Source organism: Nonomuraea sp. NPDC049269, from assembly GCF_043197155.1.
Lineage (GTDB): Bacteria > Actinomycetota > Actinomycetes > Streptosporangiales > Streptosporangiaceae > Nonomuraea.
In genome coordinates this window covers 394587-408524 of record NZ_JBICSO010000011.1, presented here as the reverse complement: position 1 = coordinate 408524, position 13938 = coordinate 394587, and the positions used below count along the sequence as shown (strand labels likewise).

At 69.7% G+C, this 13938-nt stretch carries 13 protein-coding genes; 6 read left to right on the top strand and 7 right to left on the bottom strand.

The features are described from left to right. Positions 1–36: 36 nt before the first annotated feature. The 4 genes from ACGFNP_RS51340 to ACGFNP_RS51325 all read right to left on the bottom strand — a co-directional run bounded on the left by ACGFNP_RS51340 (position 37) and on the right by ACGFNP_RS51325 (position 3620). Positions 37–426, bottom strand: a complete 390-nt coding sequence (locus ACGFNP_RS51340) for a hypothetical protein (protein WP_393330808.1) — start codon at positions 424–426, stop codon at positions 37–39. A gap of 209 nt (positions 427–635) precedes the next feature. Beyond that, positions 636–1706, bottom strand: coding sequence for a serine hydrolase domain-containing protein (locus ACGFNP_RS51335; protein ID WP_358319796.1), 1071 nt, complete (start codon positions 1704–1706; stop codon positions 636–638). 216 nt (positions 1707–1922) lie between these two features. Beyond that, positions 1923–2546: a TetR/AcrR family transcriptional regulator gene (locus ACGFNP_RS51330; RefSeq protein WP_358319799.1), complete on the bottom strand. Its 624-nt coding sequence runs from the start codon at positions 2544–2546 to the stop codon at positions 1923–1925. A gap of 291 nt (positions 2547–2837) precedes the next feature. Next, complete coding sequence (locus tag ACGFNP_RS51325) at positions 2838–3620, bottom strand: DeoR/GlpR family DNA-binding transcription regulator (RefSeq protein WP_393330804.1); 783 nt, start codon at positions 3618–3620, stop codon at positions 2838–2840. Positions 3621–3788: 168 nt separating this feature from the next. Between ACGFNP_RS51325 and ACGFNP_RS51320 the strand changes: the two genes are divergently transcribed. The 4 genes from ACGFNP_RS51320 (at position 3789) to ACGFNP_RS51305 (ending at position 9805) form a co-directional block, all read left to right on the top strand. After that, positions 3789–4745 (top strand): hypothetical protein, encoded by a 957-nt coding sequence (locus tag ACGFNP_RS51320; RefSeq protein WP_393330801.1) that lies wholly within the window; start codon positions 3789–3791, stop codon positions 4743–4745. Positions 4746–4878: 133 nt separating this feature from the next. Then, positions 4879–5994 (top strand): serine hydrolase domain-containing protein, encoded by a 1116-nt coding sequence (locus ACGFNP_RS51315; RefSeq protein ID WP_393330798.1) that lies wholly within the window; start codon positions 4879–4881, stop codon positions 5992–5994. Between the two features lie 18 nt (positions 5995–6012). Further along, complete coding sequence (locus ACGFNP_RS51310) at positions 6013–8859, top strand: BTAD domain-containing putative transcriptional regulator (RefSeq protein ID WP_393330795.1); 2847 nt, start codon at positions 6013–6015, stop codon at positions 8857–8859. 49 nt (positions 8860–8908) lie between these two features. After that, positions 8909–9805 carry an alpha/beta fold hydrolase gene (locus ACGFNP_RS51305; RefSeq protein ID WP_358319815.1) on the top strand — a complete coding sequence of 299 codons (897 nt, stop codon included), beginning with the start codon at positions 8909–8911 and terminating at the stop codon, positions 9803–9805. On the opposite strand, the gene ACGFNP_RS51300 is transcribed toward ACGFNP_RS51305, so the two are convergent. After that, positions 9802–10617, bottom strand: coding sequence for an SDR family NAD(P)-dependent oxidoreductase (locus ACGFNP_RS51300; protein ID WP_393330792.1), 816 nt, complete (start codon positions 10615–10617; stop codon positions 9802–9804). The two genes, ACGFNP_RS51305 and ACGFNP_RS51300, sit on opposite strands and share 4 nt — an antisense overlap. A gap of 82 nt (positions 10618–10699) precedes the next feature. Here ACGFNP_RS51300 and ACGFNP_RS51295 point away from each other — a divergent pair, with 82 nt between their 5' ends. Next, positions 10700–11125, top strand: a complete 426-nt coding sequence (locus ACGFNP_RS51295; protein WP_358319821.1) for a MarR family winged helix-turn-helix transcriptional regulator — start codon at positions 10700–10702, stop codon at positions 11123–11125. 31 nt (positions 11126–11156) lie between these two features. On the opposite strand, the gene ACGFNP_RS51290 is transcribed toward ACGFNP_RS51295, so the two are convergent. Further along, entirely contained in the window at positions 11157–12035 is an 879-nt protein-coding gene (locus ACGFNP_RS51290; RefSeq protein WP_393330788.1) for a glycosyltransferase family 2 protein, read from the bottom strand. A gap of 304 nt (positions 12036–12339) precedes the next feature. Here ACGFNP_RS51290 and ACGFNP_RS51285 point away from each other — a divergent pair, with 304 nt between their 5' ends. Next, a complete protein-coding gene (locus ACGFNP_RS51285; RefSeq protein ID WP_393330785.1) occupies positions 12340–12693 on the top strand; it encodes a hypothetical protein in 354 nt (117 codons plus the stop codon). Positions 12694–12703: 10 nt separating this feature from the next. Here ACGFNP_RS51285 and ACGFNP_RS51280 read toward each other — a convergent pair whose 3' ends face one another. After that, entirely contained in the window at positions 12704–13885 is a 1182-nt protein-coding gene (locus ACGFNP_RS51280) for an MFS transporter (protein ID WP_393330782.1), read from the bottom strand. Positions 13886–13938: the final 53 nt, after the last annotated feature.

The following is a 13938-nucleotide window of genomic DNA, read 5'->3' as shown; positions in this document are numbered from 1 at the left end:
CGAAGATCCGCACGATGTGGATGACCGTGGGGCTCCTCACGCGGCCACCGCCCGGCGCCTGCGCGCGGCGCCCAGTAGTAGCGCGGCGGGCACGACGCCGAGGACGAACGGCGAAGGCTCGAATACGGCGGCACTGACCAGCGCCCACAGGGCCACGCCGATCCCGAGGTAGGGCGGCGGCACCTGCCCGCGCCGCCCGAACCCGACGACCAGTGCCCCGATCAGCCCTAGGGGCACAGCGAAGCTACCCCAGGCCAGCCAGAATGCGCCCATGCTCGGAGTCGGCCGAGCCAGATCGTCCAGATTCGGCGGGAAGAACCACAGCTCTCCCCCGAGCCAGCCCGGGATGTGGTCCGCGCTCAGCAGCGACATGGCCAGCAGATGCAGACAGGCCAGGAACACCAGGATCCGACCGGCCCACACCACGCCTTTTACGGTAATGAAAGTATCGGAACTCATGGTTTCGAATCATGGGCCTGTTCTAGTTCGGATGCAATGTTGGATCTGTCACATTACGGAGCCGACAGTTCCGTATTAGCTCCATCGCATCAGGGACAGCCGGGTTGACGGGGCCATTGCTGCAGCGGCCAGGGCTGGTGTCGGCGGCGCGTGTGACAGGAGCCGATGGCGGCGGATCAGCGTGAGGGGAGGCAGAGAGCGGCGTCGAGGGTAGCGAAGAGGTGCTTGTCGTCCTTTGGGGTGCCGGTGACGTAGACGGTGGCGGCCCTGCCCGTGCGGTTGCGTCCGCTGAGCACGCGGACCCCCGGCAGGCCGCCGTCGTGCATCCAGGCAGGGCCGCAGCTCAGCGGGTACGTGTACAGGCCGAGGCCGTAGCGGCTGCCCTTGGGGTCGGATGCGGGGACCGGGCCGGCGAGCATAGTGCGCAACGTCGGCTCGGGGATGGCCTGCCAGAAGCGGTTGAGGTCATCCGGCGTGGAGATGAGGCCGCCGCCGGCACCGAAGGCATAGCCGGGCATCTGGGTCGTGTCCGTCTCCCCGGACTTTGGGGACACGGGGCTGACGCCGTACGTGTGAGCGTGCCGGCCCCGGATGCCGAGTTCGCCGTTCTTCGGCCAGTAGGTGCCAGGCAGGCCCTTCAGCACGCCGTCCTCGCTCACCTCACGGAAATCCTTGCCGGTCACCTTCTCGATGAGCAGGCCCGCCACCAGGTAGTTGGTGTTGGAATAGGACCACCGCTCGCCCGGTTTGCCGACGAACGGGCGGGTCATGGCGAGCGCGAGGTGGTCGGCGGGGATGGCGGGCTTGGTCCAGTCGACCAGGTCGAAGTACTCGGGCAGGCCGCTGGTGTGCTGAAGCAACTGGCGGACGGTGACCCGCGCGCCGTGCAGCGAGCTCGGCAGGTAGTGCTCGACCTGCTCGTCCAGGTTCACCTTGCCATCGGCGACCAAGCGCATCACCGTCGCCGCGATGACCGGCTTGGTGATGCTGGCCGCGCGGAACCGGCCGTCGCCACCGACCATCGGCTTGCCGGTGCCGCGCTGCGCAGTACCGGAGGTCCATGTCGTCGTGCGACCGTTACTGTCACGCACCGAAAGCACCGCACCGGCCAGGCCGTCCTGCCTGGTCAGCCGGTCCACCTGCCGCTGCACGGTCTTGTCTGAGGCCGGGACGGCGGTGGCCATGGCGGGCGAGGCGGCGCCCAGCAGGACGGCTGCTGCTGCGGCGGCGGCAAGGGACTTACGCATTTGGGACATCTCCTTGTACCTGAGGTGATGTCCCAATCCTTGGATTTCTGGACTCCGAGATCAGTCATGCCGTCCCGCTTATCCGTGGTGAGGCCAGCACTACCAGGGATCCCGGAACGGAGGACGCGGCACCAGCGGCAGCGTCCGCTCATGGCCAGGGCTTCGCTACTCTCCCGGCGGCCGCGGACAATTTTAGGCTTCGGGCGCAGGTGCTGCCTAGCCAATCGGCAAGCCGTCGCCGGAGCCGCATTCGCGGCTGCCACCGCCTTGCAGCACGTAAGCCACCCCATGGGCCAGCGTGTCGGCGAATGCCGGCAGCCGCTCGCGTTCTTCGAGGAGAAGGAACAGCCAGGCGAAGATCGGGCCGAGCAGGAGCGCGTGCACCACTGCCGGATCGGGGAGCCGTGACAACTCGCCACGATCCACCGCCCGTTCCAGCACCTCCATGACACAGTCGCGCTCGGCTTTGACGAACGTTCCCACGAACGTGGCGGTCATGGCACTATCCGCATGTACGTCGGCCAGCAAACCCGGCACCACTCCCGGCGACGGCGTGGCCAGGCTGGTGACAATGTCTCGGGCGACCGCGGCCAGGTCGGCGGCCAGCGAACCCGCGTCGAGTGGAGTCGCGAGGTCCAGGTCGTGCATGACCGCCGCGAAGATCATCTGTTCTTTCGTGGCATGGCGGCGGTAGATCGCGGCCTTGCCGACTCCAGCCCTGGCCGCCACGGCGTCCACAGTGAGTCGCGCGTACCCCTGCTCGGCCAGCAGTTCCCTGGCCGCCGCGGCAATGGCCCCGTCCACCCGGCCGTCCCTGGGACGACCCACTGGTTGGCTCATGCGACGGAGCTTATACGGAACTGCCGGAACCGTAATGCGACAGATCCAACATCGCATCCGCACCAGAACAGGCACATCGACAGGTAGGGACGGGGGACACGGCTTCCGGCGGCAGTACAACCGGCGTCTGTCCCGCCTCCCGGTGGAACAGACCATGCTGTTCGAGCGCTTCCCCACCCTGCGACTGGCGGTGCCGCCGGAGGAGGTGCCCATGCCGTACGGACATGACCATCTACGGCGTGCACCGGCTCCCTGTCACCTGGCAGCCGGTGCACGTTCGTGGACAGCGCACTAGCCGACCTGGGCGATGTCGACCCGGTGATGCCGATCCCGGAGCCGTTGTACGGCCTCGGGAGGCGCGTCCGAATCGACCACGATGACGTCGAAGGCCTCGAGAGGAGCGACCCTGTGCAAGGCCACCCGGTCGAGCTTCGTGTGGTCGACCGCCAGGATGCAGCGCGTGCCCGCGGCCACCATGGCCCGCTTGACCAGCACGATCTCCTGCTCCTGATGGAAGGCGTGCCGATCGGAGATCGCCGAGGTGGAGACGACGACCGTGTCGGTGTTCATCGCCTCGACCGCGTCGACACAGGCCACGCCCAGGAAGGAGTCGTGCGTCGGGTAGTACTCGCCGCCGAGCGCCATGAGCCGGATGCCCGGCATGGGGGCGAGCAGCTTGATCGCCTCCAGGAAGTTCGTCACCACGGTCAGCGGCGCCGCCTCGTCGAGATGGCGGGCTACGGCCAGCGCGGTCGTGGAGTCGTCGATCATGACCGAACTGCCCGGCTCGATCAGCCCCACCACATGCCGGGCGATCGCCTCCTTCTCCGCCGTCTGGGCGGTCTTGCGGTAGGCGATGTTGCTCTCGAAGATGCTGGACGCCTGGGCACTCGCGCCACCGCGATACTTCCGCACCATGCCCTGGCTCTCCAGCAGATCCAGGTCACGATGGACGGTCATCACGCTCACGCCGAACGCCTCGGCGAGCTCCGTCATCGAGGCCGAGCCCTGCCGCAGGACATGCTCCGCCATGGCCTGGCGCCTGGTGGCCCCACCGGCCGCGCGTGACTTCACCTACGGCACTCCCCATGCATCGGTGAGACCTTCACGAATCCTTATAATCTCTCACACCGCCGGCACCATGAGGAGCGACCTGGCATGCCCTGACCCCAAACCGGCGGTCAATTTTTAAGCGACATCAAAGTTGTAGCGACACCAAATTTATGGCTAGGGTGACGCCTCATGACGTTCACCTTCGGCATCTATCCCGGCGCCCTGCTGGGCACCGCCACCGGCGCCGTACACCTCGCCCACCCCGATCATCCGGAGCGGATCGAGGAAGCGCTGCGGCAGTTGCAGGCTGACGCGCCGACCCTGCTCGTACGCGCCTACCGCCCATACGCGGCCACCGTCGCACCCGACGCGCCGCCCACCCCCGCCGACCCGGAGCGCTACCTCGCCAACGGCCGCGCACTCGACCTGGTCGTCACCTTCCGAGAGCCGACGGGCGCCCTGGAGGGCTGGCTGGACTTCATCCGGGCCACCGTGCGGGACGAGGGGGCACGGCTGGCGAGCCTGCAGATCTGCGAGGAACCCAACGCGAACCTGCCGGTCCTGGACGGCAGCATGCCCAACGTCCACCAGGCGCTCGTGCAGGGCGTGATCGCGGCCAAGGAGGAGGCGCGCGCCCGCGGACATGACCTCGCCGTCGGCTTCAACGTGGTGCCGACCTTCAACCCCGCCGACACCTTCTGGAACGACCTCGGCGCGGTCGCCGACGACCGCTTCCACCAGGCACTGGACTACGTCGGCCTGGACTTCTTCCCCGACGTCTTCCGGCCCATCCCCGCCGAGCAGCTGGCGGCGGCGGTCGAAGCGGTGCTCACGGGGCTGCGGACCGCCGACCTGCCCAAGGCCGGCATCGGCGGCGGCGTGCCGATCCGCGTCTGCGAGCACGGCTGGCCCACCGGCCCGGAACGCGGCGAGGAGCGCCAGGCCGAGGTCATCGAGGAAGTGATCCGGACCCTGGACAAGCTCCGCGGCGACCTCAACATCACCGGCTACTCCCTGTTCGGCCTGCGCGACGCCAACAGCGCGGGCGAGGGACTGTACGACCGGTTCGGTCTGCTGCGCGACGACTACACGCCCAAGCCGGCCTTCTCCACCTACAGCAAGTTGATCGCGGAACTGACGCACTGATTCCACCCACGGCCCGCAGAAACGGCGAGGAAACACCTGCAGGCCTACAAAGTCCTTGAACGTCGGCGCACTGGGAGCGTCTGTGCCCTAGCAGACGCTCCCAGCGCGTTCCCACGAGGAAAGGACCATGGTTGTGAATCGTGCTCGTCTCGCCGGTCTGGCCTGCGCGATGCTGACTCTGAGCATCGCCGCGCCCGCCACCGCTGCCGATCGGCAGCAGACCGGGAACGTGCAGGAGGCGCTGAACGCCCTGGCGAAGACCACTGGAGTGGTCGGCGCCATCGGCGAGCTGTACGTCGACGGCAAGCGCGTCGGCCAGGGTTCGGCCGGCTCCCGCCTTCTCAACGGCAAGGGCGGAAAGATCCCCGCCGACGCCCGCTACCGCATCGGATCCCAGACCAAGCAGATGACCGCCACGGTCCTGCTGCAACTGGTCAAGGAAGGCAAGCTCGGCCTGGACGACAAGCTCAGCGATGTCCTGCCGGAAGTGGCTCAGCAGGACGTGGTGGAGCGGGCCGACGAGATCACCGTACGGCAGCTGATCCGGCACACCTCCGGCATCCCCGACCTCTTCGCCTCCGGCCGCTTCGACGACTTCGACTTCACGACCTACCACCCTCCGATCGAGCTGGTGAAGGCCGCACGCGGTCTGCCCCGGACAGGGGAGCCGGGAGAGAAGTTCACCTACTCCAACACCAACTACATGCTCCTCGGCATGATCATCGAGAAGGTGAGCGCCCATCCCCTGCCCGCCGAATTCACCCGGCGCATCTTCGCCCCCCTCGGGATGAGCCACACCTATCTGCCCACCAAGCCACCTGCGGGCATCAAGGGCCCGCACGGGCATGGCTACTTCCCCGACTCCCAAGGCAAGCCGCGCGACGTGGACCGGCAGAACGCGAGTTTCGGGTACGCGGCCGGAGGGGTGATCTCTACCGCCCGTGACGCCAGCACCTTCCGGCGCGCGTTCGTCCAAGGCAACCTGCTGCCGGCGGAGCTGCAGAAGGTGATCACCGACCCGCCGGAGGACGCACCGCCCCAGCCTGCTCCCGGCAGCCGCCTGTGCGGCGGCGAGCCCCTGGTGCAGGCGATCGCGGGCAGCGGGCCCGGCTTCATGGCCGTGACCTTCACCTCGCTCGACGGCCGCCTGCAGTTCGCCGTGTCCGCCACGTTGAACGTCAGCAACATGGAATACTCCCCAGACGCCATCGACCAGGCGGCCAAAGCGGTGATCTGCCCTGGAAAATAGCCCTTCGGAGGAGAGCTGATGACCATGGATCTGCGGTTCGCCGTGTTGGGCCCGTTGCGGGGCTGGCGAGGCGAGAAACCGCTGGATCTCGGTCGCCCACAGCAGCAGGCGTTGCTGGCGCTGTTGCTGCTGCGCCAGGGCCGGGCACTGTCCGATGAGGCGATCGTGGACGGGCTGTGGGGTCAGGCGCCGCCCGCGCGCCCGACGCACGCGATGCGGATTCTGGTCTCGCGGTTGCGGCCGGTTCTGGAGCCGGACGGGTCACCCTGGAAGGTGCTGACCACGGTCTCCGGCGGCTACGCGCTGCGGCTTCCGCCGGGCGCGTTGGACGCCGCGGTGTTCGAGGAACGGATGGAGGCGGCCGACAAGGCCCGGGCCGCCGGAGAGCTGAGCCGATCCAGGGACCTGCTCTCCGAGGCGCTCGCGCTGTGGTCCGGCGTCCCGTTGCTGGGGCTGCCTGGACCGCAGGCCGAGGCACATCGAGCCCGGCTGACCGAACGACGGCTGCTGGCCCTGGAACAGCGGCTGGAGCTGGACCTGGAGTTGGGTCGTCACCAGCGGCTGGTCGCGGAGCTGACATCGCTGTCCGAGGAGTTCCCGTTGCGGGAGCGCCTGCGGGTGCTGTTGATGCTCGCGCTGTACCGGTCCGGACGCCAGGCCGAGGCGCTGGCGGTCCACGCCGCCACGCGCGGGTTGCTCGCCGACGAGCTCGGCGTCGACCCCGGTCCCGAACTCACCACCCTCCACCAGGCGATACTGCGCGCCGACCCGGCACTGGCCGCTCCTGTTCAGGCGCCTGCCCGTACGGCTCCCGCCCAGCTTCCCGCCGACGTCGTCGATTTCACCGGACGGCAGGCGCTGGTCGGGGAGCTGACCGGCCTGCTTCACGAGGGCGCGAGCCTGGTCATCTCCTCGGTGTCGGGGATCGGCGGCGTCGGCAAGACCGCGCTGGCCGTCCACGTGGCCCATCTGGTCCGCGACCGCTATCCCGACGGGCAGCTGTACGTGGACCTGCGCGGCGTCGAGGCGGCCCCGCTGGCGCCGGCGGCCGTGCTCGCGGCGTTCCTCCGCGCGCTGGGCGTCTCCGGTGACACCATCCCCGAGGACCTGGACGAGCGGGCCGCGCTGTACCGCACCACGCTGGCGAACCTGCGGATGTTGGTCGTCCTGGACAACGCGGCCGACGCCGACCAGGTCCGCCCGCTGCTGCCGGGTGCGACCGCCAGCGGGGTCGTCATCACCAGCCGGGCCAGGCTGATCGGCCTCAACGCCGACCGGATGATCGATCTGGCGGCGCTCACGACCGGCGAGGCGCTGGAGTTGTTCACCCGCATCGTCGGGACCGCCCGCGTCGCCGCCGAACGCCAGGCCGCCGAGCAGGTGGTCGCCGCCTGCGCCTGCCTGCCGCTCGCGGTCCGCATCGCCGCCTCCAGGCTGGCAGCCCGGCCGGGGTGGACCATCGCCTCGCTGGTCGCCCGGCTCGCCGACCAGCGCCGCCGATTAGCCGAGCTGCGCACTGGCGACCTGGCGATGGAGGCCACCTTCTCCCTGGGGTACGGCCAGCTGGACGTCGGCCAGGCCAGGGCGTTCCGGCTGCTGGCCGTACCGGATGGCGATGACTTCTCGGTGGCCGCGGCGGCGGCCGTGCTGGATCTGGAAGAGTGGGCGGCGGAAGACCTGTGCGAGTCGCTGGCGGACGCCGGGCTGCTGGAGGCGCCGAGTCCGGGCCGATACCGCTACCACGACCTGCTCAAACTGTACGCTCGCGGCCTTCCCGAGCAGGACCGGGACGCGGCGTTGCACCGGCTCGTCGACTTCTACCTGGCCACCGCCAGAAGCGCGCAGTCAGTGCTGGAGCCGGACGCGCTCTCGACCGCCCGGCAGTCGCCCACCGCCTCGCCCGGCCTGGCCTTCGCCGGCCATCCGGCGGTGGCGGGGTGGCTGGACGCCGAGGTGGCCAACCTGTTCCACACGACCCTGCAGGCCGCCTCCGATCCGGCCGTGGCGGATCTGCTGTACGTGCTGCTGTACGTGGCGCGGGTGCACCTGCGATGGGAGCAGATCCGGCAGATCGCCCAGGCGATCGCCCGGGCCGCGGCCGAGCGAGGCGACCGGCGCAGCCACGGGCTGGCCCGTACGGCTGTCGCGGCGATGCTCATCTACCAGCGGTCGCTCAAGGAGGGGGTCGAGGAGGGGACGGCGGCCCTCGCGCTGGGCCGGGCGATAGGCGACCCGGTGATCGTGGTGGAGAACCTGCAGGTACTCGGCGCCGCCGCGATGATCCGGCGTGACTACGAGAGCGCCATCGGTCATCTCACCGAGGCGCTCCCCCTCCATCGCGAACTGGGCGATGTGGCGGGAGTAGGGGCGGCGCTGGGGATCCTGTCCCGGGCCTGCCTGGCGCTGGACAGGCAGGACGAGGCCGTCGACCTGGCCAGGCAGGGCGTGGAACTGGTACGGGAGACGGGCCGCTCGCGGGATCTCGGCACCCGGCTGTACGACCTCGGCATCGTGCTGCACGGGGTCGGCCGGTGCGACGAGGCGGCCGAGGCCTGGGCGGAATCGCTGACGCGGCACCGGGCCGCCGGTGATCGCCTGATGGAGGGCGGCGCCCTGTTCCGGCTGGCCGAATGCCATCTGGCGGCGGGCCTGTTCGACGAGGCCAGGGCACGAGCGGAAGAGGCCGTGGCGGTGAACGTCGAGATCGACGCCGTCTGGGAACAGGCTCGGGCGCTGACCACACTCGGCAAGGCGCTGTCGCAACTGGGCCAGGAGGAGAGCGGCCGAGCCCGGCTGCGGGAGGCGTTGGAGATCTTCGAGCGCCTCGACGTCCCCGAAGCGGCGGACGTACGCGCGTTGCTCTGACGGTCGCGTGGCAGTCGGTTGGCAGTCGAGATCCAGCACCGTTGTCCACATGACAGAGACCACTGTGGAAAAAGTGACCTTCGACGCCGACGGCGTCACCCTCGCCGGGCACCTGCACCTGCCCGCCACGGCCGACCGCGGACTGCCCGCGGTCGTGGTGGCAGGTGCGTGGACCTCGGTGAAGGAGCAGATGGCCGGGCTGTACGCGCGGAGACTGGCCGAGCGCGGTTTCGCCGCGCTGGCCTTCGACTTCACCGGGTTCGGCGAGTCGGGCGGTGAGCCGCGTGACGTGGAGTCGCCTTCGCTGAAGCTCAGGGACCTGAGCCACGCCGTGAGCTTCCTCTCCTCCCTGGACCGGGTGGCGCCCGCCCGGATCGGCGCGCTGGGTATCTGCGCCGGTGGCGCGTTCGCCGCGGTGGCGGCCGCGGACGATCCCCGCATCGCCTCACTGGCGCTGGTCGCGCCCGGTCTGCAGGACGGCGAGTTGATGCGGCTCGCCCTGGGCGGCGAGGAGGCCTTCACGGCGCGGTTGGCGGCAGGGCAGCGGGCCCGCGCGCACTTCGAGGCGACCGGCGAGGTCGAGTACGTGCTCGGAGTCAGCGAGACCGACTCCACGGCTGCGATGTTCGGCCCGTACGCCTACTATCTGGACCCCGCCCGAGGCGCCATCCCCGAGTGGGGGAACAGGTGGGCGACCATGGCCTGGGCCGAATGGCTGACCTTCGAGCCGCAACCGTCCGCGGACCGCATCACCGCGCCCGTGCTCATCGTGCACAGCGAGAGCGCCGGGATCCCGGTGGGCGCGCGCCGGTTCGCCGACCGGCTGACCGGGGCCAGGGAGCTGGTCTGGCTGGAGGGCCGCGGCCAGTTCGACTTCTACGACACCGAGCCCACGGTCACCGAATCCGTGGACAACGTCGCCCGCCACCTGCACGCCACCCTCTAGCCGATGTCGTGGGCACGGTGCAGGCCCAGCCTCCGGTTCAGGTGCCCGGTCAGCCGGGTGACCGTGATGCGGGGCAGCACCCGAGGAGCCCACGACGCAACCCTGTTGATCGCCCGCCCCGGATAGGAGTTGACCGCGCCCCTGGCGAAGGCGTCGAGGGTCTTGACCGCGACGCCTTCCGGCGCGTCGGTGAACGCCGGATTCATGGTGACGGAGGTGCCGTCGAAGAACCCCGTGTCGGTGGCTCCGGGGTGGGCTCCCATGACGCGTACGCCAGTGCCGCGGAGTTCCTCGGCGAGCGACTCGGTGAACGACAGCACGAACGCCTTCGTCGCCGCGTAGCCGGCCTGGTACGGCATCGGCTGGAAGGCGGCCGTGGAGCCCACGTTGATGATCCCACCGTGGCCTCTCTCGGCCATGCGGCCGCCGAACACGTGGGTCAGGCTCATCAGGGCGGTGACGTTCAACTCGACGGAGCTGACGTTCCTCTGGAGCGGAGTGCTCAGGAACGGGCCGACGGCGCCCGCTCCCGCGTTGTTGACCAGCAGATCGACGGTAGAGCCCTGCCGGTCCAGCTCCGCGATCAGGCCCGTCACCCCGTCGGGAGCGGTGAGATCGGCCGTCACGGGGTGCACGTCGACCTGGTGCGCCTCGCGGATCTCGTCGGCGACCCGGCGCAGCGCGTCGCCGGAGCGGGCCACGAGCACGAGATGAGCGCCTCGCCGCGCGAGTTCGCGCGCGTAGGCCGCGCCGAGTCCCTTGGATGCGCCAGTGACGAGCGCGGTGACACCGCGGTACCTGTACATGACCATCCCCAACCTCATTTACTTCGAGCCTCAAAACAAAAGCAGGCTAACAGCTTCGAGCCTCGAAACAAACTGCTACCCTCAAGGCATGACGAACCAGGCGCTGGAGCAGGTAGTGCGGGCCAGTCATGAGGTCTTCATGCTGACCGGCGACCGCATCGCCAAGGCACTAGAGGAGCTCCGGCTCACGCACGCGACGGCGCAGGCCCTGTGGGCGATCGATCCCGGAGAGCCCGCGCCGTCGATGAGGATGCTGGCGGGCCGGCTGTTCTGCAACGCGCCCAACCTCAGTTTCGTCGTCAACCAGCTGACCGATCGCGGGTACGTCGAGCGTGCCGTCGACCCCGGCGACCGGCGTTCGCGGGTTGTCGTGCTGACCGAGGAGGGTCGGCGGGTACGCGAGCGAGTCATCGACGTGACGCTCGCCCAAACCCCGTTCGCCGGCTGCGAGCCGGACGACCTGAACCGACTCGCCGAAATCTTCCAGCGGGTTCTGAGCCGCACCGGCCAGTAAGGCCGGGAGCTACCCGGACGTCGAGTGATCGTCAGCAGACAGGGGGCCGTCCCGCCCGGGCCAGCCGTGCCACCGTGGACCAGCGCATCGGTGTGCGGGCGCCGTACCCTCCGCGCAGCCCCTCCGCGAGTCCGGCAAGCGAAGCGCGTAACGCCGCAGGGTCTCGGAAGCGCCACAAGGTCGTCAGGGCCCAGGTGGCGAGGTTGAGGGGGATCAGCGGGGCGGGCAGGTTGCGGAGTGCCAGCCAGACCCGGTTGCGGGCGTTGAGCCGGTAGAAGGCCGCATGGCGGGCCGGGTCGGTGGCGGGGTGATGAACGATGACGTCGGGCGCGTAGTGGCCGATACAACCGCGGTCCCACAGCCGCCAGGCCAGGTCGACTCCCTCATGGAAGAGGAAGAAGTGGCCGGGCCATCCGCCGACGGCCTCGAACACGTCGCGGCGGACCATGACGACGCCTTCGGCCATGACGGTCACGGTGCCACTCCGGTCGGGGCGGGAGACGCGCAGGCGGGGCACCCAGCGCCGCAGGGTGCGACCGGTGACCGGGTCGGCGATGCGCGGCTGGACGTAGGCGCGGCGTGGGTCGCGGGTGAACTCCACTGCGAGGCGGAGCAGCGCGTCGGGGGTGGGGAGTACGGCGTCGTTGTCGAAGAAGAAGATCAGGTCGCCCTTCACGTTGGCGGCGCCCACGTTGCGCCCCTCGGGAATGCCCACGTTCGTCGGCAGCTCGACGGTCCGCACGCCGTCCGGCACCTGGTCCGGCGTGCAGCCGTTGCCGACCACCACCATGTCCAGGTCGACGCCTTGCTGGGACAGCAGGGAGCTCATGGCGACGGAGAACTCTGCTGGCCGGTCGTTCATGGTCAGGACCACGGCGCCGACTGTGGGGCGCGGGGTGCCAGTGTTCACCGGTCTTCCTTTGCTGCCTCAGGCGCGCTGGTACCGACGACGTCATGGTCACAGGTGATTCGTTCGGCTACCGCTCACCGTGTCGCCATACCGTCGTCACACCACGGACGCCTCACCCTATTAGTCGGAGATGGTCGGCGGGGACCGATCGGGCAGCGCGTCGCAGCGCGCGATGTCCTGTGACTCTGACGAGAGCGCGCGAGTGGCAAGATCGGGATAACGTGGCGCCTTCGGAGGTCTCAGGCACCACCTTCGACCATCGCGCCAGCGTGGAGACGTTCTGCGAGAGGGAGGATGCGTGGCAGTGGCACGAGTACTTGTGGTCGGCCTCGATCCCGCCGAGATCCAGGGCTGGGACCCGGAGCCGGTCCAGGCGGCGATAGCACGCGGTCAGGTCCGTTTCGACGATCATGGCATCGAGGCCGACTGGTGCCTGCTGGCACTCGACAAGAACCCCGAAGGAGCGCTCGTAGAGGCGCTGACCCGCGGAGACTACGCCTGCGTGGTGATCGGGGGCGGCATCCGCAAGCACGAGCCGTTACTCGAATTCTTCGAGAAGGTGGTCAACCTGGTCCGGCAGCACGCGCCCGACGCGGCCATCGCCTTCAACAGCAGCCCCGAGGACTGCGCCGACGCGGCTCTACGGTGGCTGCGCTGACCGGCGGAGGTCAGTTGGACCGGCGGGCGACGGCCGGCATCAGGGTGAAGGCGAACACGGCGCACAGGATGCCCGTCGCGGCGCAGGCCCACCACAGCGCGTGGGCTTGGAACAGAATGGCGCCGACGGCGGGCCCGGCGAAGCGGGCGATGGCGGTGGTCCAGCCGTACAGCGCCTGGTAGGTGCCGTGTGCTCCGTCGGGGGTGAGGTCGGCGATCAGTGCCGCCTCGAAGCCCGCCATGCCGATCTCGCCGATCGACCACAGCACCACCGTGGCCACGTAGTGCCAAGGCTGGCTGGCCACGCCGGTCAGCGCGAGGCCGACGCCCACCACGGTCATGGAGACGCCGAGGACCGGCAGGCGGGGCAGGCGGGACAGCCACGTGATGAACAGCGGCTGGAAGATCACCACGATGGCGCCGTTGACGGTGATGAGCAGCCCGTAGAAGGAGGCCGGGAGCCCGTCGGCGGCCAGGGCCAGGGGCAGCGCGTACGAGGCCTGCGCGTACAGGATCAGGCCGATCAGCAGGAAGACCAGCGCGGCCATCAGCACCCGGTCGCGGGCCGCGATCGCGTACCCGTTGCGCGCGGGCCTGGGCGCGGCCTTGTCGTGGCCGCGGGGAATGCCGACGTACACGATCACGGCGAACGCGACGCTCGTGGTGACGTCCAGGATCACCAGGAGCCAGAACCCGTGGGCGAGCAGCAGGCCGGCGATGGCGCCGGCGGCGGCGGTGCCGACGTTGACCGCCCAGTGCATGAGCCCGAACGCCTTGGGCCGCAGGTGCGGCGGGGTGGTCTCGGCGACCAGCGCCGAGGCGGCGGGCCGGTAGACGTCGCCGGCCAGTCCCATGGCCACGGCCGATGCCATGAGCCAGGCCAGGCTGCCGGCGACACCGATGAGGATCAGGCAGGTCGCGGTGGCCAGCAGGCCGCCGATCAGGGTGAGACGGCGGCCGAACCGATCGGCCAGGTACCCGCCCAGGGGCTGCCCGCCCAGGCCACCCAGCCCGTACGCCGAGATGACGGCGGCGATCTGCGCGGCCGCGTACCCCCGGCCGGTCAGGTAGAACACCAGGAACGGCAGCACGACCCCGCCGAACCGGTTGACCAGTTGGCCGGAGAACAGCAACCAGAACACCTTGGGCAGCCCCTGGAACACGGTGGGGCGGGCGGGAGCCGTGATCGTCATGCCAGCATGGTGCGGGCGGCCTGCGGGGTGAAGCGACACATTCGGCCCCCGCC